The organism is Microbacterium sp. Se63.02b (assembly GCF_014171575.1).
Classification (GTDB): Bacteria; Actinomycetota; Actinomycetes; order Actinomycetales; family Microbacteriaceae; genus Microbacterium.
In genome coordinates this window covers 2,982,433-3,006,578 of the sequence record NZ_CP050453.1, presented here as the reverse complement: position 1 = coordinate 3,006,578, position 24,146 = coordinate 2,982,433, and the positions used below count along the sequence as shown (strand labels likewise).

The following is a 24,146-nucleotide window of genomic DNA, read 5'->3' as shown; positions in this document are numbered from 1 at the left end:
CATCCATTCTATGGGTAAGACGCGACCGCTCCCGGCCTGGGGAGCGCGAACCTTAGCGCATCTCCCCTGTGGTATCCTTGAGGTTGCCGAAAGGACACGTTTTTATGCTTTTTGAGGTTGGCGAAACCGTCGTCTATCCCCACCATGGCGCTGCGACCATCATCGAGGTCAAGGAGCGCATCATCAAGGGTGAGGCGAAGAAATATCTGAAGCTCAACGTCACCCAGGGCGATCTCATCATCGAGGTTCCTGCTGAGAATGTCGACCTGGTCGGCGTTCGCGACGTGATCGGAAAAGAAGGTCTCGATCATGTCTTCGAGGTGCTGCGTGCACCCTTCACCGAAGAGCCCACCAACTGGTCTCGTCGGTACAAGGCGAACCTCGAGAAGCTCGCCTCCGGAGACGTCATCAAGGTGAGCGAGGTCGTGCGCGACCTGTGGCGCCGCGATCAGGATCGCGGCCTGTCCGCGGGCGAGAAGCGGATGCTGGCGAAGGCTCGTCAGATCCTCATCTCCGAGCTCGCGCTGGCCGAGAAGACCGACGAGGACAAGGCGGGCGCACTGCTCGACGAGGTCCTCGCCTCCTGAGTCCTCTGCGAAGGGGCGGATGCTTCGGCATCCGCCCCTTCGGCGTTCCCGCCACGCGGTAGCGTGAGACGGTGACTCTGCTTCCCGTACCCGACATCGCGATCATCGTCGTCGCCGCCGGTTCCGGCACGCGCCTGGAGGCTGGCGCGCCGAAGGCCCTGGTCGGGATCGATGCGCACACGATCCTGCGCCATGCGCTCGACGGCGTCTTCGCGGCCGCTCCGGCCCAGGTGATCGTCGTGGCCCCGTCCGGCTATGAGGGGGACGCCCTCGCTGAACTCGAGGCCGCGGCGGGGGATCGGCGCGACCTCGGTCGTGTCGTCACGGGGGCGCCACCCGCCAGCAGTCCGTCGCGGCGGGACTCGCAACACTCTGGGGTGACGTGAAGACGGTGCTCGTGCACGACGCCGCTCGCGCCCTCACACCGCCGTCGCAGATCGACAAGGTCGCCCGATCAGTCACCGCCGACGACGGCGTGCTCCCCGTGCTCCCGGTCGTCGACACCCTCAAGAAGGTGGCAGACGGCGTCGTCGTGGCGGCCGTCGACCGCTCTGAGCTCGCCGCGGCGCAGACGCCTCAGGGATTCCCGCGCCGGCTGCTCGAAGCCGCCTACGCCGAGGCGCTCGCGTCCGGGATCGAGTACACCGACGACGCCGCCCTGTTCGCCGCAGCAGGCCACGCGGTGCGTCATATCCCCGGCTCGGAGCGCGCCTTCAAGATCACCACGCCGGACGACCTCGAGCGCGCCAGGCACCTGCTCGCCCCGGAGCGGCCGCGCCACGGGGCACCGCGCGTCGGCGTCGGCACCGATGTGCACGCCTTCGGCGGCGAGGGGAACCTCTGGCTCGCCGGACTCGAATGGCCGGGGGAGCAGCCGCTCTCGGGGCACTCCGACGGCGATGCGGTCGCGCACGCGATCGTGGATGCGTTGCTGGGCGCCGCGGGACTCGGTGACATCGGAGAGCATTTCGGCACCTCTCACCCCGAATACGCAGGCGCGCACGCCGAGGTCTTCCTGGCGCGGACGCGCGAACGGCTCGTCGAAGCGGGCTTCGCGATCGGCAACGTCTCGGTCCAGTTCCAGGGCAACCGGCCGAAGTTCAGCCCGCGACGGGCGGAGGCGCAGTCCCGCCTCGCAGAGATACTGGGGCGCCGGTGTCCATCACTGCCACGACCACCGACGGCCTCGGCTTCCCCGGCCGCTCGGAGGGCATCGCCGTCACCGCTGTCGCGATCGTCTTCCCGGTCTGACGCGATAGCGTGAAGACGACCCGAATGGGTTGCGTGATCACGCGGGCAGGACGGAAGGAGCCGGAGTGAAGATCCTCATCATCGGTGCGAGCGGGCACGTCGGTCGCGCGGCCGCATCGGCGCTCGACGGGCACGAGATCGTCGCCGCCTCGCGGAACGGGCAACCCTCGGTGGACGTGACCGACCCCCGCTCCATCGAGCGCCTGTTCGAGCAGGTCGGGGACGTCGACGCCGTCGTCGCCGCCGTCGGGAGCGTGCCGTTCGCACCGCTCTCCGAACTCGGCCGCGACGACTACGAGGCCGCGCTCCGGGGCAAGGTGCTCTCGCAACTCGACGTCGTCCGCATCGGAACGCGCTTCGTCCGCGATGGCGGCTCCTTCACGCTCACCTCCGGCATCCTCGCCCGCGAGCCGATCGCCACCGGAGCGGCGGCGTCCCTCGCCAACGGCGCTCTCGAGGCGTTCGTGCTCGGGGCGGCACCAGAGCTGCCCCGCGGCATCCGCATCAACGCCGTCAGCCCCTCGGTGCTCGAGGACGCACCCTCGTATCACTCCTCCTTCCCCGGCTTCGTGCCGGTCTCGTCGTACCGGGTCGGGATGGCCTACGCCAAGAGCGTCCTCGGGGTGCAGACCGGCGAGGTGCTGCCGGTCGACTGAGCCGGCGCGCCGACATGAGGCCGCTCGGCGCGCCCAGACTCGCGGAGACCGCGCCCGGTAGGCTTGAGCGGTGACTCTCCGCCTCTACGACACCCGCGCCGCGGTGTTGCGTGACTTCGTGCCTCTCGATCCCGAGAACATCACGATGTACGTGTGCGGACCCACGGTGCAGTCCGGGCCCCACATCGGTCACGTCAGGGCGGCACTCAGCTTCGATCTGCTGCGGCGCTGGCTCGAGCACCGCTACGGTCGCGTCACGTTCGTGCGCAATGTCACCGACATCGACGACAAGGTGCTCGCCAATGCGACGGACGCCGAGCCGTGGTGGGCGCTCGCCTACCGGATGGAGCAGGAGTTCACCGCGGCCTATGCGACCGTCGGCATCCTTCCGCCGACGTACGAGCCCCGAGCCACGGCTTCGGTCCCGCAGATGCAGGAGTTGATCGCAGTGCTGATCGACCGCGGTCATGCGTACCCGGCGCCGGACGGCTCCGGCGATGTGTACTTCGATGTGCGCTCCTGGTCCGAGTACGGTGCGCTCACGCACCAGTCGCTCGACGACATGGAGGCGGCGGAGGACGCGGATCCTCGGGGAAAGCGGAACCCGCAGGACTTCGCGCTGTGGAAGGGCGCCAAGGCCGATGAGCCGGCGGATGCGACCTGGCAGTCCCCCTGGGGCGCCGGGCGTCCCGGGTGGCACATCGAGTGCTCCGCCATGTCGAAGCGGTATCTCGGCGCGGAGTTCGACATCCACGGCGGCGGACTCGACCTGCGCTTTCCGCACCACGAGAACGAGCTCGCGCAGTCGACGGCGGCCGGCGACGGTTTCGCCCGATACTGGGTGCACAACGGACTCGTGACCGTCGACGGACAGAAGATGTCCAAATCGCTCGGCAACTTCACGCTGGCCGCCGACGTGCTTGCTCTGCAGGATGCACTGGTGGTGCGTTACGCGCTCGCCGCCGCGCACTACCGTTCGAGCCTCGACCTCAGCGAATCGTCGTGGACCGAGGCAGAGGCGGCTCTCGCGCGCATCGGAACGTTCATCGCCCGTGTCCGCCGTGCGCTGCCCGGTGCGCCGGACGAGACGCGGATCGGCGAGATCCCCGAGGCGTTCGCGGTCGCGATGGATGATGATCTCGGCGTTCCTCAGGCACTCGCCGTGCTGCATGAGACGGTGCGACGCGGCAACACGGCGATCGACGCCGGCGCGAACGACGCGGCCTGGGCCGCCTTCGTCCAGGTGGACGCGATGGTCCGGCTCCTCGGCTTCGACGAACTCATGTCCAGCGGGGAGACCTCGCTGAACACCGCACTCTGGACGCCCTCGTCCAGACGATGATCACCCAGCGCGCGCAGGCACGCGCTGACAAGGACTGGGCGGCGGCGGATCGCATCCGAGACGCGATCGCCGCCGCAGGAATCACGCTGGAGGACACTCCGGCCGGAACTCATTGGAGTATCGATGGCTAAGCCACAGCGCCCCGGCGCGAGCAACGGCAAGAAGAAGGGCCCCACCAAGGGCACCGGTGGACTCGGGCGCAAGGCGCTCGAAGGGCGCGGACCGACCCCGAAGGCCGAGGACCGCGCCTGGCACCCGGCAGGCAAGCGCAAGGCCGCCGCCGAGCGCTATGCCGCGTCCGGAGGCAAGGGCAAGCCGGGGACGAGGCAGACATCCGGCGGAAACCCGAACCGCTCCGCCCGCGCGAAGGACAACACCACCGACACCGAGACGGTGACCGGGCGCAACTCGGTGCTCGAGGCGCTGCGGGCGAAGATCCCTGCCACGGCGTTCTACATCGCGCAGCGGGTCGAGATGGACGACCGCGTCAAGGAGATGCTGTCGATCGCCACGCACCGCGGCATCCCGGTGCTCGAGGTGACGCGCCAGGAACTCGACCGGATGGCCGGCTTCGACGGCGTGCACCAGGGAGTGGCCGTCAAGGTGCCGCCGTACGAGTACGCGCATCCGCAGGACCTCCTGGAGCAGGTCATCGACAACGGAGAGGTGCCGTTGTTCGTGGCGCTCGACGGGGTCACCGACCCGCGGAACCTCGGCGCGATCATCCGGTCGACCGCGGCATTCGGCGGACACGGCATCATCCTGCCGCAGCGGCGTTCCGCCGGCGTGAACTCCGCCGCGTGGAAGACGAGTGCCGGAGCCGCGGCCCGGATCCCGGTGGCGCTCGCGACGAACCTCACCACGCAGCTCAAGGAGTTCAAGAAGCAGGGTGTCTTCGTGCTGGGGCTCGACGGCGACGGCGACGTCTCGCTCCCCGACCTGCAGCTCGCCGACCGCCCTGTCGTGATCGTCGTGGGCTCGGAGGGCAAGGGGCTGTCGCGGCTCGTCACCGAGACGTGTGACCAGATCGTCTCGATCCCGATCTCGGCTGCGACCGAGTCCCTGAACGCGGGGATCGCCACCTCCGTCGCCCTGTACCAGGTGGCGACGGTACGCGCCCTCAAGAAGTAACGGCTCGAGGAAAGGCAGACCATGGCTCGCATCGTCGTACTCGGAGGTACCGGCTACGCCGGTCGTCACATCGTCGCGGAGGCGGTGAGTCGCGGCCATGCGGTGATCGCGATCTCGCGTTCGACGGCGGCCGATCCGGTGGCGGGAGCGGCCTACGTGCAGGGGTCCGCGCTCGACCTGGCGCCGTTGGCTGATGCCTTCGTGGGCGCGGATGCGGTGGTCTCCGCGCTTTCGCCGCGTGGTGACATGGAGGATCGTGCGCTCGAAGCTCTGTCGAACGTTGTCGACCGGCTCGTCGGGACCGAGACGCGTCTCGGCGTGGTCGGCGGTGCCGGTGGCAGCCTCGTCGCCCCGGGTGGGCCGCGGCTGTTCGACCAGGACTTCCCCGAGGAGTACAAGCACGAGGCACAGGTCGGTATCGATTCCCTCGCCCTCCTGGAGACGACGGATGCCGGACTCGACTGGTTCTTCATCCACCCCGCCGAGGTGTTCGGCCCGTGGGCGGAGGGCGAGCGCACCGGGCAGTACCGGGACGGCGGCGACGTGCTCGTCCGTGATGCCGACGGGAAGTCCTTCATCTCCGGTGCCGACTTCGCGGTCGCTGTGGTCGACGAGATCGAGCAGGGCAACCACCACCGCGAGCGTTTCACCGTCGGCTACTGACCCCGCAGGGTCTGACGGCGCCCCCGCTGACGTCGAGCGCGCGGCCTCGTGCCGCGTGGGTCAGACCAGGTCGCGCCAGTCGACGTCCTCGTCCTCGTCGGACACGGGCGTCACGCCGGTGACGACGGGCAGGCTCATGGTCTCGGTCGGTGGGCCCATGATGGTGGCCTCGTCGCGGCGATGGCGCAGCACCTCGTTGATGTAGCTCGTCAGCACCTCGGCCAGCGGGACGGAGCGTCCCTGAGCCTGCGACAGGTACCACCGGTGCTCGAGCACCTGATGGAAGACCTCGGCGGGCTCGAGCTTGGCCCGCAGCTCGTACGGGATCGCGCGCACGACGGGCTCGAACACGCGGGTGAGCCATTCGTGCGCGTACATCTCCTCGTCGGCCCACTGCTTCGTCGATCGGGCGCGGAACTCGTCGAGGTCGTTGAGCAGCCGCCGCGCCTGGTTCTCCTCCACGTCGAGGCCGGTCAGCCGGATGAGGCGGCGCTGGTGGTGACCTGCGTCCACCACCTTCGGTTGGATCTCCACGACTCGACCGTCTGCCGTCGTCGACAGCGACATCTCGTCGATGTCGAAGCCGAGCGCGTTGAGGCGCTCGACCCGTTCCGTGATGCGCCAGGTCTCGGCGGCCGAGAACGATTCCTGGGCGGTGAGCTCCGCCCACAGGGACCGGTACGAGGAGACGATGCCGTCGGCGATCGCGACGGCGTCGACGCCGTGCTCGAGGCGGCCGCCTGCGGCGAGGTCCATGATCTCTCCGGCGATGTTCGTGCGTGCCAGGTCGAGGTCGTAGGCGCGCTGCCCGTCTGTGAGGCCTTCTTCATGCAGCTCGCCGGTCTCGGCATCGACCAGGTAGGCGGCGAACGCGCCCGCATCGCGGCGGAACAGCGTGTTCGAGAGGGAGACATCACCCCAGTAGAAGCCGACGTTGTGCAGGCGCACCAGGAGCAGCGCGAGGGCATCGACGAGCCTGGTCGCGGTGTCAGGACGCAGCACGCGGGTGAACAGAGCCCGGTATGGCATCGAGAAGCGCAGGTGCGAGGTGACGAGGGCTGCCGGGAGAGGCTCGCCGTCGGCGTCAGTGCGTCCGGCGATCACCGCGACGCGGTCGACGCAGGGCACATCGAGGCGAGCGAGGTTGCCGAGCATGTCGTATTCCCGCTGCGCCATCTCCGCCGTGGTCTCCTTGACCGCGATCACGCGGCCGGACAGATCGGCGAAGCGCACGAGGTGGCGCGAGAGGCCCTTCGGGAGCGACACGATGTGCTCCGAGGGCCACTTGGCGAGCGAGGTCGACCAGGGCAGGGACAGCAGCCCCGGATCGATCTTGCTGGCGGTGATCCGCAGCGAATCCTGCATGGCGCTCCCGGGTCGTGGAGGGAAGGAAAACAGACGCGGCGCAGGTGACCGAAGTCAGCCTGCGCCGCGTCTGGTGTCCGATCAGGCGGAGACGACCGGCTTGTCGTTCAGGCGGTCGCCCGACTCGATGTCGAACGCGTGCACGTGGCCCGGGTTCGCCGCGAGCGTGACCGTCTCACCGGCGTTCGGGTGGTTGCGGCCGTCGACGCGGGCGACGATGTCGCTGCGCTTGCCATTGATCTCGGTGTGGCCGTACAGGTACCCGTCGGCGCCGAGCTCCTCGACCAGGTCGACGACCACCGGAAGGCCCTTGCCGTCGGCCGGGCCGACGGTGATGTCCTCGGGACGCACGCCGACCGTGACCTGGCTGCCGTTCGCGCGGCCGACGGTGTCGCGGTCGAGCGGGACGACCTCGGAGCCGAAGCGGATGCCGCCGTCGGCAAGGTCGGCCGCGAACAGGTTCATCGCGGGCGAGCCGATGAACCCGGCCACGAAGACGTTGTTCGGCTTCTCGTACAGGTCGCGCGGCGAGCCGACCTGCTGGAGCAGACCGTCCTTGAGGACCGCGATGCGGTCGCCCATGGTGAGGGCCTCGGTCTGGTCGTGCGTGACGTAGACGGTCGTGACGCCGAGTCGACGCTGCAGCGAAGCGATCTGCGTACGGGTCTGCACGCGGAGCTTGGCGTCGAGGTTCGACAGCGGCTCGTCCATGAGGAACACCTGGGGCTGACGCACGATGGCGCGGCCCATGGCGACGCGCTGACGCTGGCCGCCCGAGAGTGCCTTGGGCTTGCGGGTCAGGTAGGGCTCGAGGTCGAGGAGCTTGGCGGCCTCGAGGACGCGAGCGGCTCGCTCCTCCTTGCCGACGCCGGCGATCTTGAGCGCGAAGCCCATGTTCTCGGCGACGGTCATGTGCGGGTACAGCGCGTAGTTCTGGAAGACCATCGCGATGTCGCGGTCCTTCGGCGGGACGTCGGTCACGTCACGGTCGCCGATCAGGATGCGGCCCGCGTTGACCTCTTCGAGGCCGGCGAGCATGCGGAGCGACGTGGACTTACCGCAACCGGAGGGGCCGACGAGGACGAGGAACTCGCCGTCTCCGACCTCGAGGTTCAGCTTGTCGACGGCCGGACGGGTGCCGCCGGGGTACAGGCGGGTGGCCTCGTCGAAAGTCACAGATGCCATTGTGGTTTCTCCTTCACCGGCAGGTACGTGCCGGACGATCCGTAGTGATGAAGCGGCGGAGTGAACCGCCGTGACCCGTCATTGGGTCGGGATCAGTATGGCATGAACGACGGTACCTGGGTATTTCTCAGCCTGACTGGCTAGCATCGAACTCGGCCGCGCGCTGCGGCGATCGTCGCCGAGCGGCGGTCGGGGCCAACCCGGACCCCCTGAAGACTCACAAGAGGAACGATGTCGAGCGACGAAACGCCGAACGTCCCCACACCTCGCAATTCGCGCGAGGCCGTGCGGGAGAAGGCCCAGAGAGTGCACGCCCAGCAGTCGCGGGCGCGCCTCATGCGACGGATCATCATCGGTGCGGTGGCGATCGCGGCGGTGGGGGCGATCGGCACCGCTGTGACGCTTGCGGTGTCGGCGCAGGTCTCCAAGCCTCGTCTCACTCCCACGGGGATGCAGTCGGACGGCGTGGTCGTCACCGACATCGAGGCCTTCGCATCGTCGCAGGAGGTTCCTTCGACGCCTGATCCCGACGCGACGGATGCCGGTGCGACCGCAACGCCGGCGCCGACGCCGACGACGTCCGAGAAGGTCGACATCCACGTCTACGTGGACTATCTGTCGCCGGACGCGGGGAAGTTCGAGCGCGCCAACGCCCGCCAGCTCGCGGGCTGGATCACCGAGGGTGCGGTCACGGTCAGCTACCACCCGGTGGCGCTGCTCACCGCCAGCTCCAACGGCACCAAGTTCTCCCTCCGTTCCGCCGCGGCTGCGGCGTGCGTGGCGACGCACTCGCCCGAGCAGTTCTACGCGTTCAACCATGACCTGCTCGACGACCAGCCCGAAGTGGGCAGCGAGGGACTCTCGGACGAGGATCTCGCGAATCTCGCCCTCGCCGTCGGCGTCGACAATTCCAAGGCCGTCCGTTCGTGCATCGAAGACGGCGACTTCGTCGGCTGGGCCAAGGAGGCGACCACCAGGGCGCTGGAAGGACCGCTGGCCGGTTCGGACGACCTCGTGCTCTCGGCTGCGCCGATGATCGTGGCGAACGGCGAGGCGTACGTCGGGGCGCTGGACGACCCGGCGGAGTTCTCGCAGTTCGTGCTCAGTGTCGCCAGTGATGCCTCGCGCGAGACGCCGACCCCGACACCTTCTGCGTCTTCCACACCCGCCCCGTAGGTCGAACGCCGTCGATGCTGCCAGCTAAGCTGGGGGCGTCCGCCGACTTGGCGCAATTGGTAGCGCACCGTACTTGTAATACGGGGGTTACGGGTTCGAGTCCCGTAGTCGGCTCTCTGAGTCCTTACGAGAGTAAGGGACCGCGTGTTCCGACGCGGAGTTCGCCAAAAGGGTTCCAGCGGAAACCCAGCGAAAACGCCTGGGTTCCGCTGGCGCTATGCTCGCGGGCATGGGAACCGAGTATCTGCCGGGCATTCAGTCTTCGGGTGCGAAGAAGCCTCACCCGATCGCCTGGGTTGTGATGTCGGTGTGCCTCGTCTTGCTTGCCGTGGTGATCGGGATCTCAATCGCGAGTGGCGATGATGACGACTACGACGTGAACAACTCATCTGTGGCGATCAGGCACTGCGAGGACGCGATCAAGGAGCGGCTCAAGGCTCCCGCAACCGCTGAGTTCGTTTCGGCTGCTACAGGAAGCGGCACATGGACGGTGTCCGGGACCGTGGACGCCGAAAACAGCTTCGGCGCCAAGCTCCGTTCCACCTATCAGTGCAGCGTGGTCATCGACAGCGAGAAGGAAACCGTGAAGGTCCGAATCGATAGCTTCGAGTGACCCATGGTCACGCGTGAGCAGTGTCTTGAGGACCTCGCCGACTACCTCGCCGAGATCGCAGTCGCGGCGGCTATGGAAATCCACGTCGGGGACGGCGCATAGAATCGAACCTCTCGGCCGGAGGAAGGACATGACCGGCTATGGGGAACCCTGGGGCGACGCTCTCCGCGTACCGCGACATGCAGTCGCAGGCGCGATCGATCCTCGAGGCCGCGAAGCACGGGCCGCTGCAGTCGCTCACCGACCGTGAGATGGACATCCGCGGACAGCCGCTGACGATCTACCCGCACCCTCTCCAGCGCCGCGTGAAGGCATGGGTCAGGTTTGGCCCCGAGGCTGTGCGGGTCGATGCGAAGCTCGTGCGCTCGACACCGCTCGCGGCCGGCATCGAGTTCCGTGCCGAGGACCAGACGTTCCGCTGCTGGGTCTGGGGCAACGCCGTAACCCTCGCCGATGTCGACGGGCCGGCGTAGGGTCGCTGCCATGTGCGGTCGATTCGCGAACGATGCCAAGACGGACGAGCTGATCCGGGAGTACGTCGCTGATGGGGGCAAGCCGGAGGACTGGTGGAAGTCGTGGTCCGGTGCGTACTCGATCGCGCCGACCATGGACGCGCCGATCGTGCGCGACCGCGGCGAGGGCCGCATCCTCGAGCTCGTGCGCTGGGACTGGCAGAAGCCCGCCAACCGCCCCAAGGGCGCACCCATCATCAACGCCCGGATGGAGAAGCTCGCGACCGGGTTCTGGGCTCCGGCGTTCTCCGCCGCACGCTGCATCATCCCGATGCGCGGCTACTTCGAGTGGACCGGCGAGAAGGGCAACAAGACACCGCACTTCCTCCACGGCGACGGGCTACTCTCCGCGGCCGGCCTCACCTGGTCGATGGAGCTGGCGAACGGTGAGAAGTCCCGGTGCTTCGTGGTCATCACGCGTGAGGCGCGGGACGCCAGCGGGGAGGTCCACGACCGGATGCCCGCGTTCCTCACCCCCGACACGTGGGACGCATGGTTGACTCCCGAGAAGCTGACCGGAGATCGCAAGACCGAGACCCTCGCCATGCTCGAGCACACATCCGCCGACGTCGCCGCCACGGTCACCGAGCACATTGTCGACCGGAAGGTCAACAACTCGCGAACCGCCGACGCCAGCGACGCGTCGCTGATCGCACGCGCAGAATAGGGTCTGCCTATCTTCATCGGCTCCAAGCGCGGGTAGGTTGGCCAGTATGGGCCATGAGGACGCTTTCTACGTTGGGCAGTCTGCTCCATGGGATATCTCGACGGAGGTCGGCGAATGGCTCTTGGTCCAGCATGTCGCTGACCTTGAGGCAAGAAGCCGAACTGGGGCCAGCCGCTACGAAGTACTCGGGATTTCGGGGATCCTTCGCGCAATGCTCGTTGATGGGTCAGCGATTATCAATGTTGCGAGACGAAGGCTGGAGCTACCGCCTCCGCGCTTCCTTTTCACCCCGTATGCGCCCGAGGTCGCGCCCAACAGCCGTACCATGCTCGGTTTCGCGCACGTATCGAGCTTCGCCGTTCCCACTGTCGAGGGATCCCTCAAAGAGTTCTTACGTGCACCGGCGGCCACCTATGACGATGGGCCGGTGTCGGTCCTCGAGGTCATCAAGTTCTTCGCTCAGGTGCAGGGCGGGGTGCACCTCGGGGTCCCGAAGCTCCCGTTTGAAGTCCTCGCACACTCTGTTATCGGTCACATGGGAAACGATGTCGGACGGATGTGGATGAGGGCTCTCATCGCTATCGCCACCGTCACTGTGGATGCGGCTCGTCCGCTCGTGGATGCAATGGTGGCAGATCGACCCGAGCTCGCAGATGGCGCGTGGAGCGAGTCGCGCCGGGTGAGGGAGTCGATCGCCCCGGCAACGCGAAAGACCCCCACCCGGCCCGAAGGCTAGGTGGGGGTCATCGTGATTCGATGGCGCTGAGGGCGTAGGTTTCTGAACCATGGACTGGAGCGACGCGGGCCAAAGGCTTTTGACTCAAGCCAACGACACCAACCTTCGCGTGCACCTCGCGATGCCGTTCGCGGCAGGGTCACCATTCCAGCAGATAGCAGCTGGGCAGGAGCGGTTCGCTACGGACACGATAGCGCCGAACGCGATCACTGATGCGATCGCCTCCGCCGGGGCTTCGATCATCGCTGCACTTGACTGCCTTCGTGCGCTCGGCGCGTCAATGGTTGCCGGCGACCCGGTGTACGGGTTTGCGGCCGGCTCTCTAGTGCGCTCTGCGATCGAATCGCTCGGACGTGCGTGGTACCTCATTGAGCCGAATGATGCAGAGGAACTGCTGAGCCGATGGATGCGGCTCCGTCTGGCGAACTCAGAAAACGCCCTGAAGGAGAGAATCAAAAACCCCGACGACTTCGCGCGCGCCAAGGCCACACACGACCAACTCCTCGCCGCCGCAGCGCCCTTCGGGATATCGAAGAAGGACCGCGCGATCAGCTTCGGCCGTCTATTCATCGATGTCGTGGATATGGCTTTTGCCCGCATGAGGTCACTCGAAGGGCACAGCGGCAGCACCGAGTACTCGTTCCTCTCGTCGCTCGCCCACGGCGAAGACTCGGGGCACCACCAGATGTCGGAAGTCCTAGTGCGCGGAGGAGGGGCATACGGCCTCAACCTGGTCCAATTCGGCCTGTCCGGCGATGCTTATGCGCGCTGTTTGATTGTCCTGGTGCCCACGTACCTCAACGTCGTTGCTCACTACCTATTGGGCGCGGGAGCACAGAGACCCGAAGTTGAGGAGTGGTGGGCTACGGCGATGGAGGCGCTCAAACGTCCGGGAGCAACGCAACCACCTCATCCATCTGGATAACGACCTCCTCTACCCCCACAATCTCGACCAGCATGGCGGCGTCGTCGAGTTCAGCACCCTCAAGCCTCACCCGCGCGTCGCGTGGGTAGGCCATGAGGGCGCTGATGATCTCGCCGACGGTCATCATGCGATCACCCGAACCGTTGCGGCCGGTGCTGATGTGGCACTCTCACCGACGGTGGAGACGCGCACGTCGACGAACGGTGCGGACAGGCCGGTGATGGTCTGCCCCGGTTCGAGTGGTTCACCGCGGGTGGCGACGAGCCAGGAGCCGGTGCCGTTGGGTCGGTACTCGACGAGGTAGCCGATCGCTCGGGTGAGCGGCGGCGTCCAGGTGACGTCCACGTTCCCGGCGGAGTTGAACGCCGCGGCGACGTTCAGCGGCTGGTGCGGTGTCGAGTCGGCCAGGTTCGACGCTGCCCGTTCGATCGCGGTGTACATCCGCTTGCCGAGCTGCTCGACACCTGTGCGGTGGAAGTGCACGGTGTCGCCGACATCTGCTGATCCGCCGCCGCCGAGCGGGGCCGGCGCGTATGCCGATCCCACGAGACGCCGGGGCGTGTCCAGGTGCGCGAGCGCGACGGGTGCCAGGGTGGCATTCGCCGTCACGTACTCCGGGATCATCCCACCCACGATCGGGCCGATCGCATCCGGGATCGTCGCCCGGAAGTCGGCGACCAGCGCGTCGAGTGCGGCCTCGTACGCGGCACGGGAGGTGCCGGCGTCGCCTTCGCCCTGATGCCAGGCCCAGACCACCTGTGCGGCGGGGACACCGAAGAGGGTCTCCGCGGCGGCCTTCGCTGCGACCGCGGCGGCCTTCGCTGCCGGGTACAGGGACTCCGGGTCGCTGATGTTCCATGTGCCGGCGGTCGGCTTGGTGACGAGGCCGGTGCCGCCGACACCCGCGTTGACGATGACGACGCGAGCGCGCGGGTCTGCGCGGAGGATCTCGCGAGCCATGACCGTGAGCACGGAGAGGCCGGTCTGCTGCTGTCGCGAAGACAGCGGCACCGTCGCTGTGGTCAGCGAAGACGAGCCCCACTCCCACATGCGGATCCTGTTGTCGACCGGGTCGAGGAACGCGCTGAACGGGCGGCCGCGGCCTTCCATGTTCGACTGGCCGCAGCCGACGAGAACGATCACGCGGGAGACGTACTCGCCGCCGTCGGACCCGCCGCCGCCGCCACCGTCGATGCGCACCCACGAGGTGACCGCACCGGTAGTGAGGACCGTGCGCATCCAGATCGACTTCACACCGTCCGTCGTGTTCACAACGGCATACCGCTGCACGAGGAACGTTGCCGTCGGGTTGACTGCTTCGACGGTGAGGATGCCTGTTCCGCCCGCGACCGGGTAGTTCCGAGCGAGGGTCGCGGATCCCGTGGTCGACTGTCCGTACAGTCCGGGCGACGTGATTGTGTTCAGATCCTCGGTGGCAAGGCTGAGATGCGAGAAACCAACCCGCACCCATGCACCAACGCCCGCAGCGAGACGACGCTCCCACACAACGACTCGCGTCTCACCGGAGAGAACACGCGCCGCGCGCTGCACGACCGCCGTCGCCGTGGTGTTGACCTTGACGACTTCGATCGTCCACGTTCCACCAGCCATCGGGTAGTTCCGGGCAAGGGTCGCGTTCGCGGCAGTCGCCTGCCCGTACAGACCTGGTGCGGTCACCGCGTTCAGGTCTTCCAAGCCGAGTTGCTTCGACTCGATGATGCTGCGGGTCGCGATATCCGCGGTGACGGCGGCCGCCGCTGCTGCCTTCACGGTGCCGTCGCCTGCGATGATGTCCGCAGCGACGCCCTGCACACGCGCGTCGACGGCCGCCTGAGATGCGGCGCCCGGCTGGTTGATGTTCGCCGCGGTCGTCAGGTCTCCCGCAGCCTCGAACTCGCCGATCGGCAGCATGCCAGTCATCCGATCCCACCGTTCTCCGGTGCGTAGAGCACCGGCTTTGATCCAGAGATGTCGACGTAGAGGACGTTCGTCAGGCCGGGCGGGGGAGGACCGAACCCGTACATGACCATCCCCACGCTCGGAGGTGCGGTGGCGAGGATCAGGTCACTGAGGTTCCAGTTGCCCGCCGGGACATACAGTCCCTGGATGACGTCGAGTTCGCGCCCGCTGTCCCAGTCCGCGGTGACCGTGTACCGGGTAGGGGGCGTCGTCTCATCCGATGAGACGACCGTGACGCTGAATTCGCCTGTGCCGTCGTTGATCACCGCGTCGACGGGCTCCCGTGTGACGACGTGAGCGTCAGCGGTCGTCGCGTTCACGGGGCGGAACTTCAGACGCGGGAACCGTCCCTGAAATGGAGACAGACCCGCGTCCGTCAGCAGTCCGGTGATCGTGGACATTCACTCCTCCTTGAGGTCGCGGCGCAGTGTCCCGGGCGTCATGGCTTCCGCGACGACGAGTTGCTGACGGCCGTTGGCGAAGATCGCGATCGCCGCCGAGAGAGCAGTGAGGGCGAGCGACAGGCCGGTGAGGATCTGCGTGTTCGTCGCGTCATCGTAGAAGCCGAGGAGTACCAGGGACGGGGACACGACAGTGCCGAGGCCGTAGATGGTGGCGCGGACGATCGCCCAGCCCTGTGTCGCCCAGTCGGCGACGCGAACGTTGAGCAGGCTCAGGAACGAGGCGACAGCGCCGAGCACCGCACCGGAGATGATCAGCACCTGTTCCCAGGTGCCGTCCGTGCCGTAGCCGAACATGATGAACAACGGGGCGAGAGCGACCAGGAATGCCTGGATCAACTGTCGCCGTTCGGGGGTGAGGAATCGGGCGAGTGTGTTCATGATGCGGGTTCTCCTTCGGGTGTCTTCTGCGCAGGCATGCAGACGATCGCCTGCTGCTGCTGGGGGGTGTCGGTCTCGGTCGCGGATACAGAAATCCACGCGAGGGTGGCGGTGAACCCGTCTGGACAGGTGGGGCCGGGCGCTCCGGTGGCACCCTGTGGTCCCGCCGCGCCAGGCGGGCCCGCGGCACCCGCCGGTCCTGCAGGGCCCGTCGGACCCGGGACCGATGAGTCCGCACCGGGTGTTCCCGCAGGGCCGGGCTCACCTACCGGCGCGGTGCAGGTGCCCGCGGAGAAGCACCGTGAGATGCCATCGAGGACCTGCTCGGAAGAGGGGCCAGGGCCGCGCGCTCCGACGGGGCCGGGGATGCCGGCGACTCCCGCCGGTCCTGGCTCCCCGTCACTGCTTCGGGCGCGCCCTGTGCGACGGCGGATGGCTCCGGCGCTTCGGGCTCCTCGCCCGTCGAGGCGGTGAACTCGTCATAGAGGCTCACGTACTCGTCCTGCCAGTGCAGCGCCTGATCTCGCCACGAGTCTCCACGGGAGCGCTCAAGCATCCACGCCGCGCCGAGGACGCCAGCGACGACGACGAGGAGGATGGTGAACATCGCCGATAGGCGGCGCCGTTCACGCACGGACGCCTTCAGCAGCGCATCGGTGTCAGTCATGCTTCTCCTCCGCGAGGATTCCGGTCTTCTCCGGCCAAGGTGGGTACTCGCCTCGTTCGACGCCGCTCATGAGCTGGGCTTCTCGGCGTTCCCATGCGAGGTCTTTGCGCTGGTAGCGCAGTAGGGCGGGTTCTAGGCTGTCGACGCGCTTTTCGAGGGTCTCGATGCGCTCCTGCTGTTGGTCGATCATCTGGTGCTCGAGCGACCCCTTCTTCGGGAACAGCGACGCGACTGCCGCGATAGCCCCGACGATGACCGCGACGACCCATCCGCCGATCGCGGTCAGGTCCGGCATCAGGCGCGGTGCGTCTCGACGGAGAGGCGGGAGGCCTCGTTCTGCGCGATTCGGTAGTCGGTGGGCTGCCGCTCCTGCGGCACATTCCCGTAGAAACGGCAGTGAGTCCGCGACCACGCGTCACCGATGTTCGGGTCCGTGGTGGCCATGAACCCGCGGTACGTGTTCACGACCCCCTTGGATGTCTTCTCGCTGCGGAAGCGGTTCTGCTGGCCCGCAACGAACTGCGGCAGGTCGAGGCCGATGCTCGGGTCCAGGAGGGACCATTCCTTCGAGGTCGGGTTCTTGATCACGGTGGGCATGTCGTCCTCCTCGGGCGGCAGTTCAGGCTCCGGTGCCGGAGCGGGTACGGGCTTGATCGGGGTCGCGGCGAAGGCCGGCACGGCCCAGATGTCGTTGAAGTCGCCGATGTGCCAGAGCTCCTGCGGGCTGACGAAGTCGACGGTGAACCCGGCGAGACGGCAGAGGGCCTTGAAGCGGGCCCAGCCGAGGTCACCCCAGTTGGCGACGTCGATCGCAGCGCAGGAGCGGCCCTGGTAGATGAGCCCGTGCGACGACCACCCGGGGACGGCGGCCCAGATCCCGAGGTCCTCGCGGTACTCGACCTGGATGTTGTAGGGCCGGTATGCGTTCCACCCGGGCGTGATGATCAGCCAGACCCGGTATTTCTCCCACGCTTGACGCTGGAGCCACCGCCACCGGGCGGCGGTGCCCGCGGGCAGGTAGTGCTTGTCGCCGAGCTTCACCATCATGGTGAGCGGGAACCGGCCGTTCGTATAGCTACCCATGAAACCTCCCGCGCACTTGTATGTATTTACGTTTGTGTGTACGGTTGTCGCATGGTCAAGCAACCGATGGTTCCGCGACAGGTGCGAGTGCCCGAGAAGCTCTGGAATACTGCGAAGGCTGCCGCCGAGCAGAATGACGAAACGATCAGCGACGTCATCCGACGCGCTCTCGAGACCTACATCCGGAGGAACCGATGAAGACCCGCATCGCGCTCGTAAGCGCCGTTCTCCTGCTCTCCCTTACGGGATGCGCAGGAGCCCCGGGTGGCTCATCGGATGCGGCGCCGGAGCCCTCGCAGAGTGACGCGCCGCTCGCCGCAGAGACTCCGACGCAGGCTCCGTCGGAAAGCTCGACTGCCAGCGAGGCCGACGAGAAGTTCCTCGCGTACGTACGTGAGGAACTTCTTGCCGAGACGCAAATCCCTGACGCCACAGACGAACAGCTCATCGCCGCCGGTCACGAAGCCTGCGAGCAGCTCGAGTCTGGTGTCGCCATGGAGGACGTGAGGGTGGTTGAAGGTGAGGACCCTCATCCGACCACCGGCGTGTACTACGACAGCGTTGCGATTCGAGGCGCGGCTCAGAAGACTTACTGCACCGATGCGGGCTAGACCAAGCGAAAGATCTGACCGCTAAAATTCACGATCGCGCCGACAAACCCTCCAGGTACCTCCGTCGCATTCATCGTGTCCATCCCGCTCGCATAGATTTGCCCGGACTGGACCCGGAACGACGTCCCGCCAACCTGCAGTTTCGCCTCCGCGTTGGAGACCTGGCACACCCCGTTACCTAGGTACACCTGGATGGATGAGCCGTCCGTGAAAACTTGGGCGCCGTTGGCGAACTCCACACGGCCGTTGTTGCCAGACGGGTTGAGCACCAGAGACGAGCCGACCTTGATCCTGCCCGCGTCGACAACGTTCAAATCGCCAGTGAGTTCGATGTCGCCTGACCATTCCGTCGTCGGCGCGGTCACCTGCCCCGGTCCGGACAGCTTCCAGGGGCCGGTCCAGTCGAACTCGCCGGCACCGGTGATGTCGCCGTCGATGATGATGTAGCCGGAATTGCGGATGATGATGCCGCCGCCGTCTTCGAAGACAGCTGAGCCGCCCTCGTAGAACCGGGCACCGCTGCGCCCGAACGCCGCTCGCGCGAGCGTGGCACGCGCGATGCTCTCGACCTTGCGCCAGAGCTCGTCGCCGCTCATCTTCAGCCCGATGTGCACGACTCCCATCAGGCTCCTCCCGTCGGCTGAAGAGACACCCGCTTGCGGTTGGATGCGGTCCCTCCCGCGACCTTCACGGCGCGGCGTTCGTGCCAGCCGTCGGCGATCCACGGCTCACCGTAGAAGTGCATCCACGCCGTGTCGCCGACGTCGATCGGGTGTGACGCGGGGACCGTCAAGTCCCACTGGAAGGTGGGTTGCCCGTACGTGACGAGGTCCTGGGCGGAAATCGCGGAAAGCTGTGAGGCTTCGGTGATCGTTCGCCGGTCGGTGATCCGATCCAAGAGCGGGTACGGGGAGGCGGTGTTCCGCTCCGACCGGATCAGCATGTCGACCTCAGAGCCCTCACCGTTGTTGCGGGCGTTGTTCGTGACCCTCGAGGCGTCCGACGACTCCTCGAAGTCAGCGACATCGGACTCCCGTGCGTTCACGAAAAACTCGTGCTGGACCCCCGAGCCCCACCCGTCACCGGCTCGCATGAGCCAGTCCCCGTCGCCGTTCGGAAGGATGCGGGGCTGCAGGTAGATGTCCAGGCCTTCGGCCATGAGCTTGTCCCAGACGTCGGCCACCTTCTCCTGGTGGTAGCCGTAGTACGGCCGGGTGACCTGCGTCCCGGTGGGGAACCCGGGAATCGTGACCGGGATGCGCATATCCGGCAGCGCGGGACCGGTACGCCCGCGCAGTAGCGCGAGTCCTGCGTGCTCCGCTCGACTGCCCGTGATCGTCGTGCTCCAACGCTCCATGTTCGGTGCGTTGTGGTCCCACGCTCCACGGCGGTTCGCGAGCGTCCACAGGTCGACGAGCTCGACGCCAATCTCGGTGCGGCTGCTCCGGTACGGGCGCCCGTTGACGTACCCCATGTACTCGATGGCACCGTCCCGCTCGAGGCGGATGATGCGTGCCATGTGCAGCAGAAGGTCGCGCAGCTGCGCCTTCGTGTGCGTGCCGTCGAGGGGGAACGTTGCCGAGCCGTCACCGCGAGCGGAAAGCAGGCGATCATACGTGTACGAGGAGACCGGCAGTTCGTCGATCGGCGCGCCGGTGAAGGCGTCAAGGGAGACCGCACGGAACACAGGGCCCCCTACAGGTCGATGTCGGTGACGCGGGTGATCAGCGTGAGGCTGTTGTTCACGGTGGCGGTCACGCCGGGGGGGCGCGTGGGGACCAGCCACGGTTCGAATACGGTCAGGGCGCGCAGTTGCCGGACGCCGCCGATGTAGAGGCCGCCCTTGCCGAGGTCGATCGTGTGTGGTGCGCCGCCTGTCACAGCTTTCGAAGTGACGATGCGACGCCCGCCGGGACCCGTGATCGTGTACCCGGTGGCGGAAGCGCCCGACACGATCAGGACCGGTGAGGACTCCTGGGTGCCCCACGTGACCGCGGGGGCGCCAGCGGGGAAGTCGTGCGGGTCACCGTACTTCCACGGGAGCGGGCACGTGACTTCCAACTCCCACGTGCCCTCTGGCGCGAAACCGTGAGGACGGTAGATGGCGCGAGTCACCTTCCCGTTCACCGACCAGGTGCCGTGCGAGTCCTGGATCGTGAGCTTGATGTCGCGAGACTGAAGACCCCGGAACTCGGCAGAAGCATGCTCCATGAGGATGTGATTCTGCGCGACGTGGAACCCGGCGAGGCCGACCTTCCGCTCCCGCATGTATCCCGGGAGGGAGAACACACCGTGGGTTCCGGGGCGGGCCAGCATCTCGAGGTCGACATCGGGGGACTCGGTCCACCCGCTCATGTCGACGAGATGCCAGCCCTCGCCCCGGAACTCATCACCCCAGGCTGTGAAGCCCTCGAAGTGGGCGATCGCTCCGGCTTCCATCAGCGGCCACCTCCGAATGCGTTCGCGACCCGCTGGTCGGCGTTCTGTCCGGCCTGCTGCACCTGAACGTCGATGTACTTGAGGATGTCGATCCCGCCCTTGGGGGAGAGGATGACCTGGACGGGTGCCGGCGCTGTGCTGACGACCGCACCGGCCGCGTAACCGCGCGCTCCTGCCGGGATGTAGGTCCCGCCGAGGATCCGCGCGGTTTCGTGCATGATCTGGTCGGATCGTGCACGCTTCGACATCGCGTGAGGGATGTACGACTCGCCCTCGGTCTCGTCCTCGGCCCAGATGCGGACGTCGCCGCCCTTCGCGATCTGCGCGACGTGGTGCTCCACGCCACCGTTCGCATACTGGACGACGTTTCCGTCGGCGTTCTTGAACCCGTTCGTGTTCAGATATCCGGCGAACGCGTCGTTCATCGCCTGCACCTGCGGGTTCAGCCAGACGTTGATGGTCTTCTGACCATTCCGGTTCACGAAATTGTCGATGTCGATCTGCGCCTGGGCGGTCTGAGCGATGACCTTCCACTCAGTCTCGTCCGGGATGTCCATGATCTGATCTGCGAGGTCCTCGGCCGCTTGACCGGACAATCCGAGATCGTTGATGCGGTCGAGGAGCGTCTGGCGGGAGTTCTCAAGGTTCGCCCGGTACGCCTCCGTGTTCCCATCGAGAGCGAACTGCGCCTCGGCGGCATCCCATGCGTCCTGCGCCAGGTCGACCAGCATGCGCCGGTTGTCGCGCCCTGTCTGCGTGGTCTCCTCGAGGCCGATCGCGTACCCCTCGACGCCGTCGCGAGCGTTCTTGATCGCCTCGTCGACCTCGGCGAGGGTGTCGCGGTAGTCCAGGTTCGCGGTGATCGCGTCCTGCCCGACACCGTTCGCCTCGTTGAGGAGGTCGAGCAGCTTGTCCAGATCCTGGCCGAGCTGCGCGGCACCCTCGGCGGCCTCGATGTACCCCTCCGCGGCGGACTGCGAGTCCTCGCTGCTCTCGCTGAGCAGCATGTTGAGGAGATCGGTCTCGTCGGCGGTCTCCCCGTTCTGGTTCGCCAGCCGGAGCAACTCCTCACGGAGAGCGGGCATCCGGTTGAGGAGCTCCTGCGCCTGCTCGTCAGTGAGGTCCTGCTCGTCGACGAGCTGACGGAATCCGTCCGCAGCGGCCGGAAGATCGGTGCCAGCGATCCCAGCGAGCGCCTCTCCATACCGGCCCAGCGCGTCGAACGCGTTGTCCGAAGCGGTGGAGGACTTCATCAGGCCCACGAACCAGTTGTCGGATGCCTCCGCGCCCTGGTCCAACAGTGCCGGCAGGTCACGCAGCACGCCCATCGTTGATTCATCGACCTGCGGGAAGAACTTGTTCTTCGCGATCGCTGATCCGAGCTTGTCCGCCGCGGAGGCGGTCCCGATGATCTTGTTCGTGATCTCTTCTTGTGCCGGGACGCCTTCCTCCATGACGCGGTTGTACGACGTCATCAGAGCGGTCGCTGCGACGATCGCGATGCCCCACGGGCCCCCGAGGAACGATGCAGCTCGCCCGAACGTGGAACGCACCGTCGCACCGGTGACGTTTAGCTGAGCGAGCGCGGCACGGAACGCGACAACCTTCGGGACAGCGATGAAGGCTGCACCCGCGGTGAGAGCGATGACGCCCACCATGAGCCCGCCCACCGTGATCGCCTGCTGGATCGGTGCCGGGAGCGCAGCGAACCCACTCGCGAGATCGCCGACGACCTCCGCTCCGTCAGCGAGTGCGGGGAGGAACACGGAGCCGAGATCGATCGCGGCGTCATTGATGCGGTTCCGCATGATGCCGAGCTTCGACTCGACCGTGTCGTACCGCTTCGCGGCTTCGTCAGTGAGGGCAGAGTTCTCGTCCCACGCTGTGTTCTGCAGGTCGAGGGAATCCGTGAGCAGGTCCCCGGCGGACTTCAACTGCAGGAGCACCCGCTGCTCCTCAGTCGACTTGAAACCGAGGTCGGTGAGCGTCTGGACGACGTTGCCGCCGGACGCTTCCACACCGTTCAGGCCGGTCGCGAACGCCCCCATGGCGCGGATCGGGTCGTTCTCGAACGCGGTGGCGAACTCCTGCGCGGACATCCCTGCAACGTCGGCGAAACCCTCGAGCTTGTCGCCACCGGTCTCGACCGCAGAGTACAGATCCTGAAGGATGCGGGACGCGACCCCGCCACCAAGCTCAGCGGTGACACCCATCGACGCGAGCGCGTTCGACAGGGCCAGCACTTCGCCTTCAGTGGCACCGACGAGCTTGCCGGATCCCGCGATGCGTTGCGCCATGGAGACGATCTCCGCCTCCGTAGAGGCACCGTCGTTGCCGAGCGCGACGATCGTGGAGCCGAGCCGGTCCACATCCTCGCCCGCGGTGCCCATGATGTTCATGAACTGGGCGAGCGACGTCGCGGCCTGGTCGGACGAGAGGTTCGTCGTCTCGCCCAGGTCGATCATCGTGCGCGTGAAGCCGACGACGTCCTTCGTCTTCACGCCGAGCTGACCGGCAGCCTCAGCGACCGCCGCGATCTCGTCGTGCGATGCGGGCAGCACTTCGCCGAGCCCACGGAGGCCCGTCTCGACCTCGGCGAGCACCTCAGGGGTGCCCTCGACGGTCTTCGTGACGCCCGCCCATGCGGACTCCCACCGGATCGCGGAGCGCACGGTGAGCGCAGTGGTGGCGACGATCGCGGCGCCCGCGGTGACGAGCACCTTGCCGACGTGGTCCTGCGCGTCGGCAAGGTCGCGCGCCTTCGCCGCGGCATCCTGCTGAGCCTTCGCCTGGCGGCGGGTCGACTCGCTGGTCTTGTCCTGCTTCTTGCCGAGGTCCTCGGTCTTGTCCGCCGCTGTCCTCGACGACTGTCCGAGCTTCGTGACCGAGCGGTCGTTACTCGCGAGATCCTGGTCGAAGACTCGGGCTCCCGCTGCCCTGATGCTGAATACGATCGCTCCGGCGTCGAACATCCGCAACCACCGTCCTTCGCAGCCATGAGGCGTCGGCGTCCATCAGCCGGTGCACGGCAGAGCGAACGAAATGCCATGTCCTCGTGTCGAGAGCGCGGTCCAGGTCGGAGATCAGGTGGTTCTGCGCGAGGTCGAGTTCGACTTCGCCGTACAGCTGCGGAAACGCGTGCGTCCAGATGTCGCGGGCAGTGGCACCCGTCAGTCGTTGCTCTGCTTCGGCTGCCTGTCGCGCGGCTGCCTCCCGGGCTTCACGCCACCCTGGGGGGAAGACGTACTCGGGGAAACGGCCTGTAGCCGGGTCAGCTCGTCCAATGCCGAACTGGGCGATGTCCGCGAGGGAGAGGCTCCCAAACGTGCGGTCAGCGCCCACAGGGCTTTTACCCCACCGGCGACGCCTTCACCGCCCTCGATGAACGCGGTGACGCCGGACAGGCCGAGCACGGTCTGCCAGAGGAACGCCGGCATGAGGATCGATTCAGCTTCCGCGGTGCGGAGCTCGTCCTGCAGGCGGTTGTAGTTGTGCTGCTCCCCGTCGGGGAGAGGCACAAACCGGTCGCCATCCTTCACCGCCCCGTCGAGGGCCATACGGAACGCGTCCGTCATCTCCTCGGCAGTGGCGCGGCCGACGGCGGCGAGGAGGTAGGTGGAGGTGATCTGCTCGCCGACCCGACCGGGGAGGGGCCGCACGATGTACGGTGCGACACCCTCCACGGTCAGATGCAGGTCGCGGCCGACCTCTGATGCGGTGACCATAGGAACCCTGC

Annotated in this window: 25 protein-coding genes, 1 tRNA gene and 2 pseudogenes; 14 read left to right on the top strand and 14 right to left on the bottom strand. The window is 67.1% G+C overall.

Annotation, left to right across the window (positions count from 1 at the left end; translation table 11 throughout):
- Positions 1 to 104: 104 nt before the first annotated feature.
- The 6 genes and pseudogenes from G4G29_RS14870 to G4G29_RS14835 all read left to right on the top strand — a co-directional run bounded on the left by G4G29_RS14870 (position 105) and on the right by G4G29_RS14835 (position 5,630).
- A complete protein-coding gene (locus G4G29_RS14870) occupies positions 105 to 587 on the top strand; it encodes a CarD family transcriptional regulator (protein ID WP_017201416.1) in 483 nt (160 codons plus the stop codon).
- Between the two features lie 71 nt (positions 588 to 658).
- Positions 659 to 1,838: pseudogene (ispD, locus tag G4G29_RS24140) on the top strand (2-C-methyl-D-erythritol 4-phosphate cytidylyltransferase).
- A gap of 65 nt (positions 1,839 to 1,903) precedes the next feature.
- A complete protein-coding gene (locus tag G4G29_RS14850) occupies positions 1,904 to 2,494 on the top strand; it encodes a short chain dehydrogenase (protein WP_183150656.1) in 591 nt (196 codons plus the stop codon).
- A 70-nt stretch (positions 2,495 to 2,564) separates the two neighbouring features.
- A pseudogene (gene cysS, locus G4G29_RS14845) lies at positions 2,565 to 3,967 on the top strand (cysteine--tRNA ligase).
- Entirely contained in the window at positions 3,960 to 4,967 is a 1,008-nt protein-coding gene (gene rlmB / locus G4G29_RS14840) for a 23S rRNA (guanosine(2251)-2'-O)-methyltransferase RlmB (protein ID WP_183150655.1), read from the top strand. Before cysS ends, rlmB begins: the two are co-directional and overlap by 8 nt.
- Before the next feature lie 21 nt (positions 4,968 to 4,988).
- Positions 4,989 to 5,630 (top strand): NAD(P)H-binding protein, encoded by a 642-nt coding sequence (locus tag G4G29_RS14835; RefSeq protein WP_183150654.1) that lies wholly within the window; start codon positions 4,989 to 4,991, stop codon positions 5,628 to 5,630.
- Positions 5,631 to 5,690: 60 nt separating this feature from the next.
- Here G4G29_RS14835 and G4G29_RS14830 read toward each other — a convergent pair whose 3' ends face one another.
- Together G4G29_RS14830 and ugpC are read right to left on the bottom strand one after the other, a co-directional pair.
- Positions 5,691 to 6,995 (bottom strand): DUF4032 domain-containing protein, encoded by a 1,305-nt coding sequence (locus G4G29_RS14830; RefSeq protein ID WP_183150653.1) that lies wholly within the window; start codon positions 6,993 to 6,995, stop codon positions 5,691 to 5,693.
- A gap of 81 nt (positions 6,996 to 7,076) precedes the next feature.
- Complete coding sequence (ugpC, locus tag G4G29_RS14825; RefSeq protein ID WP_183150652.1) at positions 7,077 to 8,180, bottom strand: sn-glycerol-3-phosphate ABC transporter ATP-binding protein UgpC; 1,104 nt, start codon at positions 8,178 to 8,180, stop codon at positions 7,077 to 7,079.
- A 231-nt stretch (positions 8,181 to 8,411) separates the two neighbouring features.
- On the opposite strand from ugpC, the gene G4G29_RS14820 reads away from it, so the two are divergent.
- From G4G29_RS14820 to G4G29_RS14790, 7 genes are all read left to right on the top strand, one after another.
- On the top strand, positions 8,412 to 9,356 hold the full coding sequence (locus G4G29_RS14820) for a thioredoxin domain-containing protein (RefSeq protein WP_183150651.1): 945 nt from the start codon (positions 8,412 to 8,414) through the stop codon (positions 9,354 to 9,356).
- A 41-nt stretch (positions 9,357 to 9,397) separates the two neighbouring features.
- Positions 9,398 to 9,470 (top strand) — tRNA-Thr (locus G4G29_RS14815).
- 103 nt (positions 9,471 to 9,573) lie between these two features.
- Complete coding sequence (locus G4G29_RS14810; protein ID WP_183150650.1) at positions 9,574 to 9,969, top strand: hypothetical protein; 396 nt, start codon at positions 9,574 to 9,576, stop codon at positions 9,967 to 9,969.
- Positions 9,970 to 10,109: 140 nt separating this feature from the next.
- Positions 10,110 to 10,442, top strand: a complete 333-nt coding sequence (locus G4G29_RS14805; RefSeq protein ID WP_244632060.1) for a hypothetical protein — start codon at positions 10,110 to 10,112, stop codon at positions 10,440 to 10,442.
- A 10-nt stretch (positions 10,443 to 10,452) separates the two neighbouring features.
- Positions 10,453 to 11,148: an SOS response-associated peptidase gene (locus G4G29_RS14800; protein ID WP_183150649.1), complete on the top strand. Its 696-nt coding sequence runs from the start codon at positions 10,453 to 10,455 to the stop codon at positions 11,146 to 11,148.
- A gap of 325 nt (positions 11,149 to 11,473) precedes the next feature.
- The gene (locus G4G29_RS14795) at positions 11,474 to 11,884 is read left to right on the top strand and encodes a hypothetical protein (protein ID WP_183150648.1); all 411 of its coding nucleotides are present in this window, start codon (positions 11,474 to 11,476) and stop codon (positions 11,882 to 11,884) included.
- 49 nt (positions 11,885 to 11,933) lie between these two features.
- On the top strand, positions 11,934 to 12,809 hold the full coding sequence (locus G4G29_RS14790; protein ID WP_183150647.1) for a hypothetical protein: 876 nt from the start codon (positions 11,934 to 11,936) through the stop codon (positions 12,807 to 12,809).
- Here G4G29_RS14790 and G4G29_RS14785 read toward each other — a convergent pair.
- The 7 genes from G4G29_RS14785 to G4G29_RS14755 form a co-directional block, all read right to left on the bottom strand.
- Positions 12,766 to 12,936 carry a hypothetical protein gene (locus tag G4G29_RS14785; protein WP_183150646.1) on the bottom strand — a complete coding sequence of 57 codons (171 nt, stop codon included), beginning with the start codon at positions 12,934 to 12,936 and terminating at the stop codon, positions 12,766 to 12,768. The two genes, G4G29_RS14790 and G4G29_RS14785, sit on opposite strands and share 44 nt — an antisense overlap.
- Positions 12,933 to 14,720: a sialate O-acetylesterase gene (locus G4G29_RS14780; protein ID WP_210274182.1), complete on the bottom strand. Its 1,788-nt coding sequence runs from the start codon at positions 14,718 to 14,720 to the stop codon at positions 12,933 to 12,935. Before G4G29_RS14780 ends, G4G29_RS14785 begins: the two co-directional genes overlap by 4 nt.
- A gap of 5 nt (positions 14,721 to 14,725) precedes the next feature.
- Complete coding sequence (locus G4G29_RS14775; RefSeq protein WP_183150644.1) at positions 14,726 to 15,169, bottom strand: hypothetical protein; 444 nt, start codon at positions 15,167 to 15,169, stop codon at positions 14,726 to 14,728.
- Complete coding sequence (locus tag G4G29_RS14770; RefSeq protein ID WP_183150643.1) at positions 15,170 to 15,610, bottom strand: hypothetical protein; 441 nt, start codon at positions 15,608 to 15,610, stop codon at positions 15,170 to 15,172.
- A gap of 265 nt (positions 15,611 to 15,875) precedes the next feature.
- On the bottom strand, positions 15,876 to 16,277 hold the full coding sequence (locus G4G29_RS22440; RefSeq protein WP_244632059.1) for a hypothetical protein: 402 nt from the start codon (positions 16,275 to 16,277) through the stop codon (positions 15,876 to 15,878).
- Positions 16,270 to 16,572, bottom strand: a complete 303-nt coding sequence (locus G4G29_RS14760) for a hypothetical protein (RefSeq protein WP_183150642.1) — start codon at positions 16,570 to 16,572, stop codon at positions 16,270 to 16,272. The genes G4G29_RS22440 and G4G29_RS14760 overlap by 8 nt, the downstream gene beginning before the upstream one ends.
- Positions 16,572 to 17,360 (bottom strand): hypothetical protein, encoded by a 789-nt coding sequence (locus G4G29_RS14755; RefSeq protein ID WP_183150641.1) that lies wholly within the window; start codon positions 17,358 to 17,360, stop codon positions 16,572 to 16,574. Before G4G29_RS14755 ends, G4G29_RS14760 begins: the two co-directional genes overlap by 1 nt.
- Before the next feature lie 194 nt (positions 17,361 to 17,554).
- Between G4G29_RS14755 and G4G29_RS14750 the strand changes: the two genes are divergently transcribed.
- Positions 17,555 to 17,971, top strand: coding sequence for a DUF732 domain-containing protein (locus G4G29_RS14750; protein ID WP_183150640.1), 417 nt, complete (start codon positions 17,555 to 17,557; stop codon positions 17,969 to 17,971).
- On the opposite strand, the gene G4G29_RS14745 is transcribed toward G4G29_RS14750, so the two are convergent.
- The 5 genes from G4G29_RS14745 to G4G29_RS14725 form a co-directional block, all read right to left on the bottom strand.
- The gene (locus G4G29_RS14745) at positions 17,968 to 18,594 is read right to left on the bottom strand and encodes a hypothetical protein (protein WP_183150639.1); all 627 of its coding nucleotides are present in this window, start codon (positions 18,592 to 18,594) and stop codon (positions 17,968 to 17,970) included. The genes G4G29_RS14750 and G4G29_RS14745 overlap by 4 nt on opposite strands.
- Positions 18,594 to 19,658, bottom strand: a complete 1,065-nt coding sequence (locus G4G29_RS14740) for a hypothetical protein (RefSeq protein ID WP_183150638.1) — start codon at positions 19,656 to 19,658, stop codon at positions 18,594 to 18,596. Before G4G29_RS14740 ends, G4G29_RS14745 begins: the two co-directional genes overlap by 1 nt.
- Before the next feature lie 8 nt (positions 19,659 to 19,666).
- Positions 19,667 to 20,410, bottom strand: coding sequence for a hypothetical protein (locus tag G4G29_RS14735; RefSeq protein WP_183150637.1), 744 nt, complete (start codon positions 20,408 to 20,410; stop codon positions 19,667 to 19,669).
- Positions 20,410 to 23,382, bottom strand: a complete 2,973-nt coding sequence (locus tag G4G29_RS14730) for a phage tail tape measure protein (protein WP_183150636.1) — start codon at positions 23,380 to 23,382, stop codon at positions 20,410 to 20,412. The genes G4G29_RS14735 and G4G29_RS14730 overlap by 1 nt, the downstream gene beginning before the upstream one ends.
- Positions 23,383 to 23,580: 198 nt before the next feature.
- Positions 23,581 to 24,135, bottom strand: a complete 555-nt coding sequence (locus tag G4G29_RS14725; protein ID WP_183150635.1) for a hypothetical protein — start codon at positions 24,133 to 24,135, stop codon at positions 23,581 to 23,583.
- Between the last annotated feature and the right edge of the window lie 11 nt (positions 24,136 to 24,146).

Coding starts and splice junctions, on each gene's coding strand:
- G4G29_RS14775 (WP_183150644.1), bottom strand. CDS start 15,169: ATGTCCACGATCACCGGACTGCTGACGGACGCGGGTCTGTCTCCATTT.
- G4G29_RS14735 (WP_183150637.1), bottom strand. CDS start 20,410: ATGGAAGCCGGAGCGATCGCCCACTTCGAGGGCTTCACAGCCTGGGGT.
- G4G29_RS14805 (WP_244632060.1), top strand. CDS start 10,110: ATGGGGAACCCTGGGGCGACGCTCTCCGCGTACCGCGACATGCAGTCG.
- ugpC (WP_183150652.1), bottom strand. CDS start 8,180: ATGGCATCTGTGACTTTCGACGAGGCCACCCGCCTGTACCCCGGCGGC.
- G4G29_RS14810 (WP_183150650.1), top strand. CDS start 9,574: ATGCTCGCGGGCATGGGAACCGAGTATCTGCCGGGCATTCAGTCTTCG.
- G4G29_RS14770 (WP_183150643.1), bottom strand. CDS start 15,610: ATGAACACACTCGCCCGATTCCTCACCCCCGAACGGCGACAGTTGATC.
- G4G29_RS14780 (WP_210274182.1), bottom strand. CDS start 14,720: ATGCTGCCGATCGGCGAGTTCGAGGCTGCGGGAGACCTGACGACCGCG.
- G4G29_RS14820 (WP_183150651.1), top strand. CDS start 8,412: ATGTCGAGCGACGAAACGCCGAACGTCCCCACACCTCGCAATTCGCGC.
- G4G29_RS14835 (WP_183150654.1), top strand. CDS start 4,989: ATGGCTCGCATCGTCGTACTCGGAGGTACCGGCTACGCCGGTCGTCAC.
- G4G29_RS14725 (WP_183150635.1), bottom strand. CDS start 24,135: ATGGTCACCGCATCAGAGGTCGGCCGCGACCTGCATCTGACCGTGGAG.
- G4G29_RS22440 (WP_244632059.1), bottom strand. CDS start 16,277: ATGACTGACACCGATGCGCTGCTGAAGGCGTCCGTGCGTGAACGGCGC.
- G4G29_RS14755 (WP_183150641.1), bottom strand. CDS start 17,360: ATGGGTAGCTATACGAACGGCCGGTTCCCGCTCACCATGATGGTGAAG.
- G4G29_RS14750 (WP_183150640.1), top strand. CDS start 17,555: ATGAAGACCCGCATCGCGCTCGTAAGCGCCGTTCTCCTGCTCTCCCTT.
- rlmB (WP_183150655.1), top strand. CDS start 3,960: ATGGCTAAGCCACAGCGCCCCGGCGCGAGCAACGGCAAGAAGAAGGGC.
- G4G29_RS14760 (WP_183150642.1), bottom strand. CDS start 16,572: ATGCCGGACCTGACCGCGATCGGCGGATGGGTCGTCGCGGTCATCGTC.
- G4G29_RS14745 (WP_183150639.1), bottom strand. CDS start 18,594: ATGGGAGTCGTGCACATCGGGCTGAAGATGAGCGGCGACGAGCTCTGG.
- G4G29_RS14795 (WP_183150648.1), top strand. CDS start 11,474: ATGCTCGGTTTCGCGCACGTATCGAGCTTCGCCGTTCCCACTGTCGAG.
- G4G29_RS14830 (WP_183150653.1), bottom strand. CDS start 6,995: ATGCAGGATTCGCTGCGGATCACCGCCAGCAAGATCGATCCGGGGCTG.
- G4G29_RS14730 (WP_183150636.1), bottom strand. CDS start 23,382: ATGTTCGACGCCGGAGCGATCGTATTCAGCATCAGGGCAGCGGGAGCC.
- G4G29_RS14790 (WP_183150647.1), top strand. CDS start 11,934: ATGGACTGGAGCGACGCGGGCCAAAGGCTTTTGACTCAAGCCAACGAC.
- G4G29_RS14870 (WP_017201416.1), top strand. CDS start 105: ATGCTTTTTGAGGTTGGCGAAACCGTCGTCTATCCCCACCATGGCGCT.
- G4G29_RS14785 (WP_183150646.1), bottom strand. CDS start 12,936: ATGATGACCGTCGGCGAGATCATCAGCGCCCTCATGGCCTACCCACGC.
- G4G29_RS14800 (WP_183150649.1), top strand. CDS start 10,453: ATGTGCGGTCGATTCGCGAACGATGCCAAGACGGACGAGCTGATCCGG.